The sequence below is a fragment of the Actinomadura geliboluensis genome, from assembly GCF_005889745.1.
In the GTDB taxonomy this organism is placed as follows: domain Bacteria; phylum Actinomycetota; class Actinomycetes; order Streptosporangiales; family Streptosporangiaceae; genus Spirillospora; species Spirillospora geliboluensis.
Window position 1 is genome coordinate 1 of sequence record NZ_VCKZ01000213.1, and the last position, 15497, is coordinate 15497.

At 74.9% G+C, this 15497-nt stretch carries 14 protein-coding genes; 2 read left to right on the plus strand and 12 right to left on the minus strand.

Annotation, left to right across the window (positions count from 1 at the left end; all coding sequences use genetic code 11):
- Nucleotides 1–1588: ATP-binding protein (locus tag ETD96_RS25890; protein ID WP_138639089.1), on the minus strand; the 1588-nt coding region annotated here is incomplete at its 3' end.
- Nucleotides 1589–1708: 120 nt separating this feature from the next.
- On the opposite strand from ETD96_RS25890, the gene ETD96_RS25895 reads away from it, so the two are divergent.
- On the plus strand, nt 1709–1972 hold the full coding sequence (locus tag ETD96_RS25895; protein ID WP_138639090.1) for a hypothetical protein: 264 nt from the start codon (nt 1709–1711) through the stop codon (nt 1970–1972).
- A gap of 8 nt (nt 1973–1980) precedes the next feature.
- Nucleotides 1981–3009: a phosphodiester glycosidase family protein gene (locus ETD96_RS25900; protein WP_138639091.1), complete on the plus strand. Its 1029-nt coding sequence runs from the start codon at nt 1981–1983 to the stop codon at nt 3007–3009.
- Nucleotides 3010–3115: 106 nt separating this feature from the next.
- Here the strand turns inward: ETD96_RS25900 and ETD96_RS25905 are convergent, their stop codons facing one another.
- The 11 genes from ETD96_RS25905 to ETD96_RS25955 form a co-directional block, all read right to left on the minus strand.
- Nucleotides 3116–3736 (minus strand): GrpB family protein, encoded by a 621-nt coding sequence (locus tag ETD96_RS25905; RefSeq protein ID WP_138639092.1) that lies wholly within the window; start codon nt 3734–3736, stop codon nt 3116–3118.
- Nucleotides 3737–3938: 202 nt separating this feature from the next.
- Nucleotides 3939–4790, minus strand: a complete 852-nt coding sequence (locus ETD96_RS25910; protein WP_171069234.1) for an NmrA family NAD(P)-binding protein — start codon at nt 4788–4790, stop codon at nt 3939–3941.
- On the minus strand, nt 4787–5248 hold the full coding sequence (locus ETD96_RS25915) for a nuclear transport factor 2 family protein (protein WP_171069235.1): 462 nt from the start codon (nt 5246–5248) through the stop codon (nt 4787–4789). Before ETD96_RS25915 ends, ETD96_RS25910 begins: the two co-directional genes overlap by 4 nt.
- 53 nt (nt 5249–5301) lie before the next feature.
- Nucleotides 5302–6051: an SDR family NAD(P)-dependent oxidoreductase gene (locus tag ETD96_RS25920; protein WP_138639094.1), complete on the minus strand. Its 750-nt coding sequence runs from the start codon at nt 6049–6051 to the stop codon at nt 5302–5304.
- Nucleotides 6051–7238 carry a lipid-transfer protein gene (locus ETD96_RS25925; protein WP_138639095.1) on the minus strand — a complete coding sequence of 396 codons (1188 nt, stop codon included), beginning with the start codon at nt 7236–7238 and terminating at the stop codon, nt 6051–6053. Before ETD96_RS25925 ends, ETD96_RS25920 begins: the two co-directional genes overlap by 1 nt.
- Nucleotides 7235–8776 (minus strand): acyl-CoA synthetase, encoded by a 1542-nt coding sequence (locus ETD96_RS25930; protein WP_138639096.1) that lies wholly within the window; start codon nt 8774–8776, stop codon nt 7235–7237. Before ETD96_RS25930 ends, ETD96_RS25925 begins: the two co-directional genes overlap by 4 nt.
- A gap of 15 nt (nt 8777–8791) precedes the next feature.
- Entirely contained in the window at nt 8792–10672 is a 1881-nt protein-coding gene (locus ETD96_RS25935; RefSeq protein WP_240808210.1) for a dipeptide ABC transporter ATP-binding protein, read from the minus strand.
- Nucleotides 10669–11553, minus strand: a complete 885-nt coding sequence (locus tag ETD96_RS25940; protein ID WP_205719462.1) for an ABC transporter permease — start codon at nt 11551–11553, stop codon at nt 10669–10671. The genes ETD96_RS25935 and ETD96_RS25940 overlap by 4 nt, the downstream gene beginning before the upstream one ends.
- Nucleotides 11550–12512 carry an ABC transporter permease gene (locus ETD96_RS25945; RefSeq protein WP_240808212.1) on the minus strand — a complete coding sequence of 321 codons (963 nt, stop codon included), beginning with the start codon at nt 12510–12512 and terminating at the stop codon, nt 11550–11552. Before ETD96_RS25945 ends, ETD96_RS25940 begins: the two co-directional genes overlap by 4 nt.
- A gap of 5 nt (nt 12513–12517) precedes the next feature.
- Nucleotides 12518–14128, minus strand: a complete 1611-nt coding sequence (locus ETD96_RS25950) for an ABC transporter substrate-binding protein (protein WP_138639098.1) — start codon at nt 14126–14128, stop codon at nt 12518–12520.
- Between the two features lie 31 nt (nt 14129–14159).
- A partial coding sequence (locus tag ETD96_RS25955; protein WP_138639099.1) for an alpha/beta fold hydrolase occupies nt 14160–15497 on the minus strand: 1338 nt, incomplete at its 5' end.

Genomic DNA, 15497 nt, shown 5'->3' on the forward strand with positions numbered 1-15497 from the left:
CTCCTGCACGATCCGGTAGGCGGCGACCTCGGCGGCGGCGGACAGTCCTTTGAGGTCGCCTTCCGTCGTGCAAGGCGATCCGGACGTCGAGCCGGTCGACGGGGACGCTCTCCCAGCCCTGCGCGGGACCGGTCAGTGAGCGGGCGAGCGCCAGGCTCTCCCGGGCCATGCCGGCGTCGCCGCGGGCGAGCGCGATCTCGCCGCGCAGCGCGTGCAGAATCCCGCCCGGGCCGCCGGGCGGGTCCAGGTCGAGAGCGGTGGCGATCTCGGCCTCGGCGTCGGTCCAGCGGCCGGTCGTGGTGAGCGCGGCGGCGAGGCGGAAGGCCAGCAGGGCGCCGAGCGTGCGCGCCGGTCCGGCCGACCGGATGGCGCGCAGGCCCCGGCGCGCGGCGCTGATCGCCTCTTCGTGGCGTCCCAGGGCCGCGAGCACCTCGGCGCGGTTGAGGTGGACGCGCGCCGTCTGGACGGTGCCGTCCGGGCCGCCGGTCGCGTCCAGCGCGGCCAGCGCGTCCCCGTAGCGGCCGAGTTGCGCCAGCACGGTCGCCGCGGTGGTGGACGCGTTGCTCAGCAGCCGCCGTTCGCCCAGGTCGGAGGCGATGCGCATCGCCTCGGCGGCGGTGTCGCGGGCGCGTTCGGGCAGCCCGCGCAGCATGAGCCCGGCCGCGACCAGGTCCAGGACCCTCGCGCGGGCGAGCGGGGCGGTGTCCGCGCCGGCGAGGGTCTCCAGGGCCTCGTCGAAGGCCGTGAGCGCGCCGTCCCGGCCGAGGTTGTGCAATGCCATGCCGCGGTGCCCGTGGAGGAGGGCGGTGCGGCCGGGGTCGATCTCCTCCACCAGTTCCCGGTCGGCGAGGTCGAGGACCCGCAGCGGTTCGCCCGACCAGCCGGCCGCGGCGAGCGCCTTCTCGACGACCTCGAACCGTTCCGGTGAGCCGTCGCGGGGCCACAGGTCCAGCGCCCGCATCAGGAGCTGCGCCTGTTCGGCCTGGGCGTCCATCGCCTCGGCGGCGTCGGCGGCGCGCAGCGACGCCGACCGCGCCCGCTCGGTGTCGCCGGCCTCACCCCAGTGGAAGGCGGTCTCGGCCGCGGCGCGGCCCGGTTCGGTGAGCCCGGGCTCGCGCTCCAGCGCGGCGGCGTAGACGCGGTGCAGCGCCGTCCGCTCGGCCGGGAGCAGGTCCCCGGCGACGGCCTGGTGCATCACCGAGTGCCGGAAGGCGTACCCGTCGCCGTCGGCGACCAGCACCTGCGCGTCGGTCGCCGACCGCAGCGCGGCCACCAGGTCGGGCTCGGCCAATCGGGCGACCTCCGCCAGCAGCCGGTGCGAGACGCGCGTCCCGCCGGCCGCGGCCGTCCGCACCAGGTCGCGGGCGTCCGGCGGGAGCTCACCGAACCGGTCGAGCAGCAGGTCGCGCAGGCCGCCGGGCAGCCGCGCGTCCTCGGTCCGCGCCAGCTCTCCGGCGAAGAGCGGGTTGCCGCCGGACGCCCGGTAGACGCGGTCCACCAGCGCGTCCGGCGGCCGCCCGCCGCTCAGCGCGGCGAGCAGCTCGGCGGTCTGCGCCCGGTCGAACGGCGGCACGTCGATCCGCCGCACGGAGGGGAGCCGTTCCAGCGTTCACTGGCCTTCTACAGCGGTCTGGCTCACGCGCGCATCGCGCTGGGCCGCCCTCGCGGGCGATGCACGGTGCGGTTCTCCTCGGTGGACAATGTGCTCGTGACCCGCCCGCGGGACGTCCCCGTCGGAATCGAGGCGGTCGGCGACGTCGGCCAGGTGCTCCTGGACGACCGGCCGGCGGGCGCGGCGGGCGGCCGCCGGCACCGGAGCTCCGGCTACGAGCGCGCGCTGGACCGCTACCTGATCCTCATCTCCGCGGCCGCGTCGTCGCTGACGATCGGCGCCCCGAGCCCGCGGCCCGGGCATCGCCCGGGCCGCCCCGCCGGCGACGGCACGCCATGGCACGGTGGGAACCCATCATGATCGTCCGGATGGAGAGTGCTGCGCCGGAGGCGGGCCGCCTCCGGCGGTGGGGCCCGCGAGCGCGGCGGTGGCGGTGGCTCGTCGCGCTGACGCTGACTCCCGTGGTGGCGGCGTCGGTGGCGGTCGCGGTGGCCTATGCGAAGGGCGGCTGGTACGGCGTCAACGTGATGCTGCGCCGCGGCGCCAACATCTGGGTGGACACCGCCCCTGACGACTCGCGGCTGTCCCCGGGGATGCGGCTGTCATTGGCCGGGCGGCGCACGCCCGATCCGGCCGAACCGGTGCGCTGGCGGCAGGCCGCCGCGGGCCTGGACGTCGCCGAGCTGCCCGTCCGGGTGGGCGGGCAGCGCGTGGACGCCCTGCTGCTCAGCCGGATCGACCCGGCCCGGTACCGGTTCCGGGTGCTCAACCGCCCGGCGGGCGACCGGGACGTCGGCGACTGGATGTCGGCCACCGGCGCGTCACTGGTCGTCAACGGCAGCTACTACGCCCGCGACGGGCACGCCGACACCCCCGTGGTCAGCGACGGCCGCAGGCTCGGCCCCGCGTCCTACCAGGCCTCGCACGGGGCGTTCACGGCCGGCGGCCCGGCGGGAGCCCGGCTGGTGGACCTCGCCGGCCTCGACTGGCGGTGGGTCACGGACGGCGCGCGCCAGGCGATGGTGTCCTACCCGATGCTGCTGGGCGCCGACGGGCGCGCCCGGACCCTCGGCGCCGACGAGCGATGGCTGGCCAACCGCAGCTTCCTCGGACAGGACGGCGACGGGCGGATCATCGTCGGGACCACCCGTGACGCCTACTTCTCCCTGCCCTCGCTCGCCGCGTTCCTGCCCAGGGCCGGGCTCGGCCTCCGCCTGGCCCTGAACCTGGACGGCGGACCGGTCGCCTGCCAGAAGGTCTCCGCCGGCGGGTACCGGCGGGAATTCTGCGGGCGCTACGAAACGGCCGTGCACGACGGCCGGCTTCAGTTGCTGCGGCCGCTGGTCGACTTCCGGCGCCCGCCCCTGCCGATGGCCCTGGTCGCCGTCCCACGCTGACCAGCCCGCCCGCGCCGGGAGCGGGTCGAACGCATCGTCGTGGGGCGCCCGCATGACAATGAGAGGGAGCGGGCGGCCCCGCCGGGGCCGGTGGGCCGTAAAGCGATCAGGCGTCGGTGGCGGACGGGCGCCAGCCCGATTGGCTCCACCGGTCGGCCTCGCGCAGGATCGCCCACACGCAGTCGCCCTTGGCATCGGCGTAGTCGTCGACGAATTCCCAGTCGCGGGCGGCCAGTTTCCGCTTGACGTCCTCGTAGCGCCGCCGGGCGGCATTGTTGACGCGCAGGTAGTCACGGAAAAGCAGGGCCTGCTGCTGGCTGACGCAGCCTTCCCGGCGGACGTGGCAGTTGACCGAGAGATCTCCGCGCCGGTTGAACAACCATTTGCGGTAGTCGATGCACCAATCGCCGAGCCACCGCAGCCCGGTGGACTCCACCGCGTCGATGAGCGCCTCCGATTCCCCGATGTGCTCGCGCGAGGGGCGCTCGACCGGCTCGTCGGGGGCGACCAGGTCGGCCCGGGTCCAAGGGCGCAGGTCGCGCACCGACACCTGAACGTCGATGATCGGCTTGGCCGCGATTCCGGGGACCGAGGTGGAACCGATGTGGTGAACACCCGTCAAACGGTCGCCGAGTACGGGTTCCAATGCCGCGCGCAGGGCCGATCCGACCTCTAGGAAATCCGCTTTCCATTGCGGGTTGTACGGCTCAAGAATGATTTCTGGCATTCAACGAACTATACACCTGCCGAGCCTCGGTTCATGTCGCTCGGATAGGCGGCGGAATGCCCATTTCTCGACGCCCGCACGGCCCCGGCCGACGGCCCGCCGTCAAGCCATCGAGCAGGGGCCCTCCCGCCTCATCGGTGAGGCGGCCGAGGCCGCCTGCATTCCCGACGTCCGCGTTTCCGGACGGCCGAGCGGGTGGTCTCTACGACCATTCCGCCCTGTGGTCGCCGACGAACTGCTCGAACGCGATCGGCGGGCGTCCGGTGAGGTCGCGCACCTCGCCGGTGACGCGGTCCTCCGCGCCCCGGCGGACCAGCTCGTCCGCCCCGAGGAGCGTCTCGACGAACGCGGCGGGGACGCCGGCGGCCGCCATCGCGCGCCGCCGCTCGTCCGGCGGGACCGGCACATGCCGGACCGGGCGGCCGGTGGCGGCGGTGATGGCGCGGGCCGCGTCGGCGTAGCCGAGAGCCTCCGGGCCGGTGAGCACGTGATCGGCGTTCGTCGGCCGGTCGGCGAGGAGCACGGCGGCCGCCGCCCCGGCGACGTCGGCGGCGGAGATGAACGCCATCCGGCCGTCGCCGGTCGAGGTGACGATCTCCCCCGTCGCGCGGATGCCCGCGGCGGTCGGGTGCGCGCCGATGAAGTTCTCCATGAACCCGGTCGGCAGCAGCACCGACCATTCGGGCATCTCCCGGACGACGTCGCGGACGCGGTGCAGCCCCCGCGCGCTCGCCGGGAACGCGCTGGAGTTCAGCAGGACGGCCCGGCGCACCCCGGCCGCGCGGGCGGCCTTCTGGAGCGCCTCGACCAGCGGCGCGGGGTCGGCGTCGAGCGGCGGCGGGACGAGGTACATGCGGTCGACGCCCTCGACGGCCCGCGCGTAGGTGGCGGGGTCGTGCCAGTCGAACCGCACGTATTCGCCGGGCGCGTCCGGCGCGGGCGCGTGCCGGGCCGCGATCCGGGCGTGCGCGCCCGCGGCGGACACCAGTGCCGCGACGCGCGACCCGGTCTGGCCGGTCCCGGCGGTGACGAGGATCCGCAGCGGGTCCGTCATCGCGCCGCCCGCCCGCGCAGCGCCTCGACCAGGGCGTCGAGCGAGCCGGTGGCCTTCGCGGTCTCCACGGGGCTCCAGTAGTCGCGGAACTCGTGGATCTCGCCGTCCCGCACCCGCAGGATCCACACGTAGGACGTGGTGTACGGCTGCCCGGTCTTGACCGTGGTGCCGCGCGCGGTGACCTCGGCGACGATCACCTCGGGGTCGGCCGTCTCGTGCACGCGCAGCGACGGGTAGCTCTCCACGACCTGGTGGTCGGTGTAGCCGGACACGTACTCGCGGAGCCGCTCGCGGCCCTCGATCCGGCGCCACGGCTCGTCGGCCGCGAACGGGATCTCGATCAGCGTGCCGGCGGCGAACAGGTCCGCGAAGTCCATCATGGCGCCGCGCCTGAGCAGGTCGAGGGCCGTGTCGAGCACCGCGCGCGGCGAGGTTCCGGCGCTTTCGTCGCGGGACATCTTCGTCTCTCCATTCCAGTCGTTCGGCATTGCGTGCTCCCAAGGGGCGAGGGTCAGCGCGGCGGCATCCGCAGGGCGGCGTCGAGCCGGATCACCTCGCCGTTGAGCATGGGGTTCTCGACGATATGCACGGCCAGCGCCGCGTACTCGTCCGGGTGCCCGAGGCGGCGCGGGTGCGGGACGGACGCCGCGAGCGCGGCGCGGACGCCGCCGGGCAGCCCGGCGAGCATCGGCGTCTCGAACGTGCCGGGGGCGATGGTCGCGCAGCGGATCCGCGCGTCGGCGAGGTCGCGCGCGGCGGTGAGGGTCAGGGACACGACCCCGCCCTTGGACGCCGCGTACCCGGCCTGGCCCACCTGCCCGTCGTAGGCGGCGACCGAGGCGGTGTTGACGATGACGCCGCGCTCGCCGCCGGTCTCGGGGAGGCCCGCCATGGCCGCGGCGCTCAGCCGCAGCACGTTGAACGTCCCGACGAGGTTGACCTCGACGGTCCGGCGGAAGTCCGCGAGGGAGTGCGGGACGCCGTCGCGGACGATCCGCGCGGCGGGGGCGATCCCGGCGCAGTTCACGCAGATCCGCAGCTCGCCCTCGTCCGCGGCCTGCCGCACGGCGGCGGCGACCTGGTCCTCGTCCCTGACGTCGCCGGGCACGAAGCGCAGGCCGCCGCCCTCGACGGCGGGGCGCGCGCCGGGCAGGTCGAGCACGTAGACCGTCGCGCCGCGCGCCCGGAGGGCGTCCGCGGCGGCGCGGCCGAGGCCGGACGCGCCGCCGGCGACCAGCGCGGCGGCGCCGTCGATCCGCATCAGGGCTCCCTCCGGTACACGGTGACGACGGCGGCGCCGCCGAGGCCGATGTTGTGCTGCAGCGCGGTCGAGGCGCCCTCGACCTGGCGCTCCCCCGCCGTGCCGCGCAGCTGCCAGGTCAGCTCGCAGCACTGCGCGAGGCCGGTGGCGCCGAGCGGGTGGCCCTTGGAGATGAGCCCGCCGGACGGGTTGACGACCCAGCGCCCGCCGTAGGTGGTGGCCTCGGTGTCGACGAGCCGGTGGCCCTGACCCTCGGGCGCGAGCCCGAGCGCCTCGTAGGTGATCAGCTCGTTGGCGCTGAAGCAGTCGTGCAGCTCGATCACGTCGACGTCCTCGATCGCGACGCCCGCCCGGTCGAGGGCGAGCCGTCCCGCCCGGCGCGACATCTCCGCGCCCGCGACCGCGATGCAGCCCTCCTCGAACGACGCCGGGGTGTCGGTCACCAGGGCCTGCCCGGTGATCTCCACGGCCCGTCCCCAGAGCCCGTGCCGGGCGACGAAGGACCGGGACGCGAGCACGGCCGCGCCGGCGCCGTCGGACGTCGGCGAGCACTGCAGTTTGGTCAGCGGCGCGTGGATCATCCGGGAGTCGCGGATCGCGTCGAACGAGTACTCCTCCCGGAACTGCGCGTAGGGGTTGGCGACCGAGTGCTTGTGGTTCTTCCAGGCGATCCAGGCCAGGTGGTCGGGGGTGGAGCCGTACTTCTCCATGTGCTCGCGGCCGGCGTTGCCAAAGATCGCGGGCGCGAACGGCGTCTCCTCGGGCGGGCGCAGCGCGTCCATCCGGTCGAGGTGCCGGCCGAGGGGGTTGGCCCGGTCCTCGTACTTCATGGCGAGGGAGCCGCGCTCCATCTTCTCGAACCCGACGGCGAGGACGCAGTCGGCGAGCCCGCCGCGGACCGCCTGCCGCGCCAGGTACAGCGCGGTGGACCCGGTCGAGCAGTTGTTGTTGACGTTGACGACCGGGATCCCGGTCAGGCCCAGCTCGTAGACGCCGCGCTGGCCGGACGTGGAGTCGCCGTAGCAGAAGCCCGCGAACGCCTGCTCGACGCGCTCGTAGGGGACGCCGGCGTCCGCCAGCGCCCGGCCGCCCGCCTCGCGCACCATGTCGGGGTAGTCCCAGTGTCGGGCGCCGGGCTTCTCGAACCGGGTCATGCCGACGCCGATGACGAAGACGCGTTCGGTCACGATGTGCTCCTCGGGGACGCGTAGCGGTCGCGCAGCTCGCTCTTGACGACCTTGCCGCTGGGGCTGCGCGGGATGTCGGGCGTGAACTCGATGCGCCGGGGCAGCTTGTACCGGGCGAGCCGCGCGCCCAGCGCGGCGAGGATCTCCTCGCGGCTCGGCTCGCGGCCGTCGGCGGGCCGGACCACGGCCACGACCCGCTCGCCCCAGGTGTCGTCGGGGACGCCGAACACGGCGGCGTCGGCGACGTCCGGGAGCTCGGCCAGCACGGCCTCGACCTCGGCCGGGTACACGTTCTCGCCACCGGTGATGATCATGTCCTTGACGCGGCCGACGACGCGGTAGAAGCCGTCCTCGTCGCGGACGCCGATGTCGCCGGTGTGCAGCCAGCCGCCGGCCAGGGTCTCGGCGGTGGCCTCCGGCCGGTTCCAGTAGCCCTTCATGACGTTGGGGCCGCGGACGAGGAACTCGCCGGGCTCGCCCGGCGCGGCGTCGCGGCCGTCGGCGCCGACCAGCCGGACCTCGCTGAAGAACGACGGCAGCCCGACCGTGCCGGCCTTGTCCGCGGCCCGCTCCGGCGGGGTGATCGTGATCAGCGGCGTCGCCTCGGTCATCCCGTACCCGGCGCAGACGCGGACGCCGCGCTCCAGGTACCGCGCCTGCAGCGCGGCGGGGACGGGCGCCCCGCCGGACACCACCAGCCGCAGCGACCCGAGCCGCGCGGCGGCGAAGGACGGGTGCCGCGCCATCTCGACCAGCATGGTCGGGACGGCGAACATCGTGGTGATCTCCCGCTCCCCGATCAGCCGGAGCACCCGTCCCGCGTCGAAGGAGTGCTCCAGCACGGCCGTCGCCCCGGCCAGCAGCGCGCTCAGCGTGGTGACGTTGAGCCCGCCGATGTGGAACAGCGGCGCGACGACGAGGGTCCGGTCGTCGGCGCGGGTCTCGAAGGCGAGCCCGAGCCCGTGGATCGAGGCGAGCAGGTTGGCATGGGTGATCATCGCGCCCTTCGGCCGGCCGCTCGTCCCGGAGGTGTACATGATGAGCGCGACGTCCTCGGCGCCGACGTGGTGCTCGGGCTCGGCCCCCGTGGCGCCGGCGGCCTCGGTGACGAGCTCGCCGTGCTCGTCGCCGGGCGCCCGCAGGTAGCGCCGGCAGGGCAGGTCGTCGCGGATCCCGGCGAGCACGCCGTCGAAGGCCGCGGCGTGGACGAGGGTGTGGATCCCGGCGTCCTGGATCAGGAACCGCAGCTCGGGCCCGGTCAGCCGGTGGTTCAGCGGGACGAAGATGGCGCCGAGCCGCGCCGCCGCGTAGAGGGTGAGCAGATAGTCCGGATGGTTCAGGCCGAGGTGGCCGACGCGGTCGCCGCGCCGCACGCCTCCCTCGGCGAGCGCGGCGGCCAGCGCGTCGATGTGCCGCTGGAACGCCGCGTAGGTCCAGCTCCGGTCGCCGAAGACCAGCGCGGTGCGGTCCGGGGAGAACTCCGCCCGGCGGGCGAACCACCGGCCGATCCCCTGGTCGCGCGTTGAGGACTCGTACATGGCAGGCTCCTTCGCTCAGCAGGGGTCGTCCGCGCCGCCCGGGTCGGCCGGGCCGCGGTGCGGGATCGACGCGATCAGCTCGCGGGTGTACGGCCGGCGCGGGTCGTCGAGAACCGACGCCGTCGGCCCGGACTCGACGACCTCGCCCTTGCGCAGCACGTAGACCCGGTCGGTGATCTGGCGGACGACCGCCAGGTCGTGGGTGATGAACAGGTAGGCCAGCCCCAGCTCGGCGCGCAGGTCGCGCAGCAGCGTGAGGATCTGCGCTTGGACGGACACGTCGAGGGCGGAGACGACCTCGTCGCAGACGAGCAGCCGGGGCCGCCGCGCGAGCGCCCGCGCGATCGCGACGCGCTGCCGCTCCCCGCCGGACAGCCCGGCGGGGCGGCGGCGGGCGTAGTGGGCGGGCAGCCCGACCAGTTCCAGCAGCTCGGCGGCGGGCGGCGCCGCCCCGCCCCGGCCGCCGCCGAGCCGGGCCGCCTCCCGCAGGGTGCGGCCGATGGTCAGCGCGGGGTTCAGCGACGAGTAGGGGTCCTGGAAGGCCATCTGCGCGATGCCGCGCAGCCGCGCCAGGTCGGCCTTGGCCATCCGCGCGCCGACGGTCACGCCCCCGACGGTGACCGTCCCGGACCCGGGCCGCTCCAGGCCGACGGCGATGCGCCCGATGGTGGTCTTGCCCGACCCTGACTCGCCGACGAGCCCGACGCTCTCGCCCTCGGCGATCTGGACGGTGACCCCGTCGAGGGCGGTGGTGGCGGTGCCGCCGCGCCGGGGCGGCGGGAACACCTTGCGGACGTCCCGGAGCACGGCCAGCGGCGCGGCGGCCGGTGCCACGGCCTCCCCGTCCACGGCCGCGCCGTCCGCCGCGCCCTCTTCCACGGCGGCCCGGCGCAGCGCGGCCAGCTCGTCGCCGATCTCCCCGGCGCGCACGCAGCGGGCCGCGTGCCCGTCCGCCAGGTCCAGCAGCGGCGGCAGGCCGCTCTCGCAGGCGTCGGTCCGCCAGTCGCAGCGCGGCGCGAACGGGCAGCCGTCCGGCCGCTCCCCCGGCGCCGGGACCGCACCCGGGATCCCGGCGAGCTCGTCGAGCCGCCGGTCGGCCGGCGGCTCGGCGCGCAGCAGCCCGAGCGTGTAGGGGTGCCGGGGCCGCTCCTCCAGGTCGCGCGAGCGGGCCGACTCCAGGACCGTGCCCGCGTACATCACGTGGACGCGGTCGCAGACGCTGAAGGCGACGCGCAGGTCGTGGGTGATGAGGACGAGCCCCATCGAGTGCCGGACGCGCAACTCGCCCAGCAGGTCGAGGATCTGCTTCTGCGTGGTGACGTCCAGCGCGGTGGTCGGCTCGTCGGCGATGAGCAGGCGCGGGCGCTCGGCCACGGCGGCGGCGATCGCCACGCGCTGGCGCATGCCGCCCGACAGCTCGAACGGGTAGCGGTCGGCCACGGCCGGGTCGTCGATCCCGACCTCGGCGAGCCGCCGCACCGCCTCGGCGCGGCGCTCGGCGGCGGGCGGCCGGCGCCCCCGCCCGTCGCGCAGCGGCTCGACGATCTGGGCGCCGCACCGCTCGATCGGGTTCAGCATGGTGAAGGGGTCCTGCATGACGAGGGCGAGCTCCCGGCCGCGCAGCCGGTGCCGCCGGCGCCCGCCGAGCCCGGCCAGCTCCCGCCCGCCGTAGCCGATCCGCCCGGCGGCGCGCATGCCGCCGGGGAGCAGGTCCAGGACGGCGCGGGTGGTCAGCGACTTGCCGCTGCCCGACTCGCCGACGAGCGCGACCGCCTCGCCCGGCGCGACGTCGAGGTCGACGCCGGTGGTGATGGCGACGGGGCCGCCGGGCCGCTGGAGGAGCACCTCCAGGTCGCGGACGCGCAGCTCGCCTCCGCCGGTGACGGGTGCGCTCACCGCTCCGCCCTCCGCCGCTCCAGCCGCCGGTAGCCCCAGTCGCCGAGCAGGTTGGCGGCGACCACGGTGCCGACGAGCGCGATGCCGGGGGCGAGCGCCGCCCACACGTTCTGGAAGACCTGGACGCGGTTCTCCGCGAGCATCCGGCCCCAGTCGGAGGAGCCCGGCGGGACGCCGAGCCCGAGGAAGGACAGCGCCGACAGCTCGACCATCCCGTAGGTGAAGCCGAGGAACACGGTCGTCACGAGCATTGCCTCCAGGTTGGGCAGCAGGTGGCGGAGCATGATGGTCCGCGGCGGGACGCCGAGCGTCTCGGCCGCCTCGACGTAGGGCAGCCGGCGGTGCTCGATGACGGTGGCCCGCAGGATCCGCAGCGCGGTGGGGGTGTTGAACACCACGAGCACCGCGATGGCGAGCGGGTAGCCGCCGCCGAACAGGCCGACGACGACGATGGCCAGGATCAGCGCCGGGATGGCGTAGACGAGGTCGGCGGCGCGCCCGATGAGGTCGTCCAGGCGGCCCCCGTAGTAGCCGGCGGCCAGCGCCAGCGCGGTGCTCAGCACCGCCGTCGCCACGGCCACGATCGCCGGGCCGAGGATCGCGCTGCGCGCCCCGGCGACGACCCGGGACAGGATGTCGCGGCCGAGGTCGTCGGTGCCGAGCAGGTGGGCGGACGAGGCCCCCTGGAGCGCCTCCTCGGCCTGGATCCGGGCGGGGTCGAGCGGGGCGAGCACGGCGGGGACCGCCGCGCACAGCAGCACGACCAGCAGGAACGCGATGCTGAGCGCGACCGACGGCGGCATCCGGTCGCCGCGGCCGCGGCGGCGGGCGCGGGCCCCGGCCGCAGCCGGGGCGGGCGCGGCGCCCTTCGCGGCGCTCACGCGCCGGAGGTGCGCCCGGTGAGCCGGACGCGGGGGTCGAGGGTGAAGTACAGCAGGTCGACGGCGACGTTGACCGCGACGATCGACGCGGCGATCAGCATGGTGACTCCTTGGACGGTGGGGACGTCGCGCTCGTTGATCGCCTTGACCAGGAGCGCTCCGACGCCGTTCAGGCCGAAGGTCATCTCGACGAGCAGGCCCCAGGAGACGAGCCCGACGAGGATCGTCCCGCTGCGGGTGACGACCTGGATGCCGGCGTTGCGCAGGACGAACCGCCCGATGATCCGGCGGTGCGGCAGGCCGCGCGCCCGCGCGAAGGTGATGTGGTCCTCGCGCAGCACCTCCAGCACCCGGGTGCGGGTGATCTGGAGCATCGCGGCGGTCCCGGCGATGGTGAGGGTCGCGATAGGCAGGACGAGGTGCAGCGCCCGGTCCGCAGGGTCGTCGCCGTCGCCGAAGACGGGCAGCCAGCGCAGCTTCACGCCGAACACGGTCAGCAGCACCAGCGCGGTCACGAACGTCGGGGACGCGGCGCCGAGGAGCCCGCCGCCGACGACGAGGCGGTCCAGGGGGCCGCCGGCGCGCAGCGCGGCCAGCGTGCCCGCGGCCGTGCCGATCACGGTGATGAGGGCGAACGAGACGAGGACGAGCGGGCCGGAGACCTGGAGCGCCTCGCCGATCGCCTCCGTCACGTCCTGCCGGGTGGTGAAGGAGGTGCCGAAGTCGAGCCGCGCGGCGCGTTCGAGGAACCGGCCGTACTGGACGGGGAGCGGGTCGTCGAGGCCGAGCGAGGCCCGGATCTCCCGCTGCTGCTCGACGGTGGCGAACTTGCCGCCGACGGCCTGCTCCGGACCGCCGGGCGCCAGGTGGACGAGCAGGAACACCGCGATGGTGACGAGCAGCAGGACGGCGGCGGCGGACGCGACGCGGCGGGCGAGGAAGCGTGCGAGGACGGGCATCGCGCTCACGCCCCCGCCGGGTGGAGCTGGTCGGGCCAGCGGTTCATCCACCAGTAGGCGTTGAATCCGGTGAACCTGTACTGGTCCTTCAAGGCCAGATACAGGTTGGGGTAGGCGACGGGGAGGTAGGGCAGCTCCCGCGCGCCGCGGGCCAGGACCTCCAGCGACAGTTTCGCGCGGGCGGGGTCGCCGGCCTTGAGCCGCGCGCCCTCGTCCAGCAGGGCGTCGATCCCGGCGTCGCGGTGGTCGGCGACGTTGGTGAAGCCGTCCGGGCGGCTGTTGCGGCTGTGGAACACCAGGTCGGGGACGTTGAGGACATCGGGGCTGCCCGCGCCGAAGTTGTCGATGCTGAGCCCCTCGGTCTCGTGCTTGAGGTAGACGGCGTTGGTGTAGGTGCCCTCGTCGGCCTCCCGCACCTTGACGTTGATGCCGATCTTCGCGGCGCTCTGCGCGACCGTCTGGGTGATGGACGACAGGCTCGGGTCGCTGGGCAGGACGAGGACCGTCACGTCGAGCCCGTCCGGCCGCGACGACGCGGCGAGCTCACGCCGGGCGCGGGCGAGGTCGTGGGCGGGCAGCAGCCGGTCCAGCTCCGCGTAGGCGGCCTGGACCTTCGCCTCGGGCATCGTGCCGGAGAAGTTGGCGGGCGGGGCGGGCGCCGCCGCGGGGACGGCGCCGTGCATCACGTCCCGCGCGATCGCGGCGCGGTCGACCGTGTGCGCGAACGCGCGGCGCAGGTGTGGATCGTTCCAGGGTTCCTTTCCGGCGCTGAAGTTGAACTTGTAGACGGCGGCGTCGACGACCTTGGTCAGCGTCACGTCGCGGAGGTCGGAGAACGACGCCAGGTGGGTGTTGGGGACGTTGAACACGACGTCGATCTCGCCGGCCTGCACGCCGAGCAGGAGGCCGTTCTTGTCGAGAACCTGGGCGTCGATGCGGCCGGCGCGGGGCACGCCGCCCCAGTACCGCTCGTTGCGGGTCATGAGCACGCGCGAGTAGGGCGTCATCGTCTCGAACCGGTAGGGCCCGGTGCCCATGTTGAGGACGCCCGGAGTCCCCAGCCGAGGGCCGTGGCGCCGCGCGTAGGCGGCGCTGAACACCCCGGTGCGGGCGACGGTGTAGACGAAGTCGGTCTGGGGGCGGTGCAGGTCGACGACCACGACGTCGGGGCGCTCGGCGCGGACACGGGCGACGGTCGTCCAGTAGGAGCCGGCCGCCGAGTCCGAGCCTTTGGCGAAGTGCGCCTCGAAGGAGGCGACGACGTCGTCGGCGGTGAGCGGCGAGCCGTCCCAGAACCGGACGCCCGGCCGCAGCCGGAACACGTGCCGGGTGGGTTTCGGCTGCTCGTGGGACAGGGCGAGGTTGGGGCGCACGGCGCCGTCCGGGCCCAGCAGCATCAGCGGCTCCAGGCCCAGCAGGACGACGCCGAGGATCGGGCCGACCGCACGGGTGGTGTGCAGCCGGTCGGGCAGCAGCGGGACGCTGACGGTGAGGGCGCCGAGCGCGCGGCCGGACGCCCGCCCGCACCCTGCGAGCAGCCCGCCCGCCGCCAGGGCGCCCCCGGCGGCCAGCAGGCCGCGTCTTGTCATGCGGTGGGGCTCGTCGAAGATGGTCACTGTCTCTCCTTCGCCGGGGTGGGGCGCGTCTTCAGGCGCGCAGGCGCGTGTCGAGCCAGTCGCAGATGTCGCGGTGGGCGACGGACAGTGCGTCGAGCTGGCAGTGCGTGCAGCCGGGGGTGCCCGGCGGGTAGGTGATGAGGCGCTTGTCCTCGTGCCCGACGGCGTCGAACGTCCGGTGGGCGACCTCAAGGGGCACCAGCACGTCGCTCTCGCCGTGAAGGATCAGCACCGGGCAGCGGATCCGCTCGGGGACGCCGCGCAGGTGGAACCCCGCCACCCGGGCCGGGAGCCCGGCCGGGTCGTCGAGGCCGAAGAGGGCCTGCACCTGGCGGGCGCGGCCGGCGAGCGGCCCGCCCGGGGCGAGCTTGGCGGCGTCGATGCCCTCGCTCGCGCCCCAGACCACGCAGGCGCGCAGCCGGTGCTCGAACGCGGCGGCGCGGGTCGCGTAGTAGCCGCCGAGGCTCGACCCGATGAGCCCGATCCGGTCCGGGTCGACGCCGTCGCGGCGCTGGAGGAAGTCGACGGCGGCGGCCACCGGCACCTCGGAGTCGTGCCGGGCGTGCACGCCGCGCCGGCGCGCCTCGCCCTGGCCGGGCCCGTCGAAGAGCAGCACCGTGTAGCCGCGCTCGCCGAGCGCGCGGCCGATCTTCAGGTACATCTCCTCGGCGAACGCGTCGATCGCCTCGATCAGGTAGCCCTGGCCCTCGTCGAGGTTGCCGGCGTCGCGCAGGCACATGCCGGCGGCGCGGAGCGCTCGGGCGCGCCACCACATCTCCCTGCCGCCGGTGAAGATGCGGAGGGCTTCCGAGGCGTCGTTGTACGCGCTCTCCATGAAGCCCTGGTTTCCCTGGACGGACGACCGTTCGAGCAAGGCGATCCCCACGGCCTGGTCGTCGTCCATGTGGGTGGCGACCGTGTAGGTCAGTTCCGCCGCCGCGCGCCACTCCGGCCAGAACACGCGCAGCGAATGGAACAGCGAGCACGTGGCGCGGCCAAGGCGCCACACCAGACTCCACATCTCGTGTTCCGCGCCTTGCGCGAGCAGCGCGAGAAGGGCGGGACGTTCGCTGGTCAGCCAGTCGAGCGCCGAGTACTCGGAGACGGGCGCCTCGCCCGCCCGGCGGTGCCAGTCCTGCGGCCAGCGGCTCGCGGCCACGCGTTCGGCGCGCTCGCGGTAGCCGTCGAGGACGCGCTCCAGGGCGGCGTCGCGTTCGTGCTCGGCGTCCTCGACCTCCGTCCGCTCCAGCGCGTAGAGGCGGACGAGGTCGTGCAGGCGGTACCGCATCCGTCCGGTCGCGTCCGTCCCGGAGCACTCGACGAGCTGGGCGTCCACCAGCGCCTCCAGCTGGTCGTCGCCCTCCAGGTC

Excerpts from the sequence above, each read along its gene's own strand:
- ETD96_RS25920 (WP_138639094.1), bottom strand. The coding sequence starts at position 6,051 with ATGCGGATCGACGGCGCCGCCGCGCTGGTCGCCGGCGGCGCGTCCGGC.
- ETD96_RS25930 (WP_138639096.1), bottom strand. The coding sequence starts at position 8,776 with ATGTACGAGTCCTCAACGCGCGACCAGGGGATCGGCCGGTGGTTCGCC.
- ETD96_RS25900 (WP_138639091.1), top strand. The coding sequence starts at position 1,981 with ATGGAGAGTGCTGCGCCGGAGGCGGGCCGCCTCCGGCGGTGGGGCCCG.
- ETD96_RS25945 (WP_240808212.1), bottom strand. The coding sequence starts at position 12,512 with ATGCCCGTCCTCGCACGCTTCCTCGCCCGCCGCGTCGCGTCCGCCGCC.
- ETD96_RS25910 (WP_171069234.1), bottom strand. The coding sequence starts at position 4,790 with ATGACGGACCCGCTGCGGATCCTCGTCACCGCCGGGACCGGCCAGACC.
- ETD96_RS25905 (WP_138639092.1), bottom strand. The coding sequence starts at position 3,736 with ATGCCAGAAATCATTCTTGAGCCGTACAACCCGCAATGGAAAGCGGAT.
- ETD96_RS25915 (WP_171069235.1), bottom strand. The coding sequence starts at position 5,248 with ATGTCCCGCGACGAAAGCGCCGGAACCTCGCCGCGCGCGGTGCTCGAC.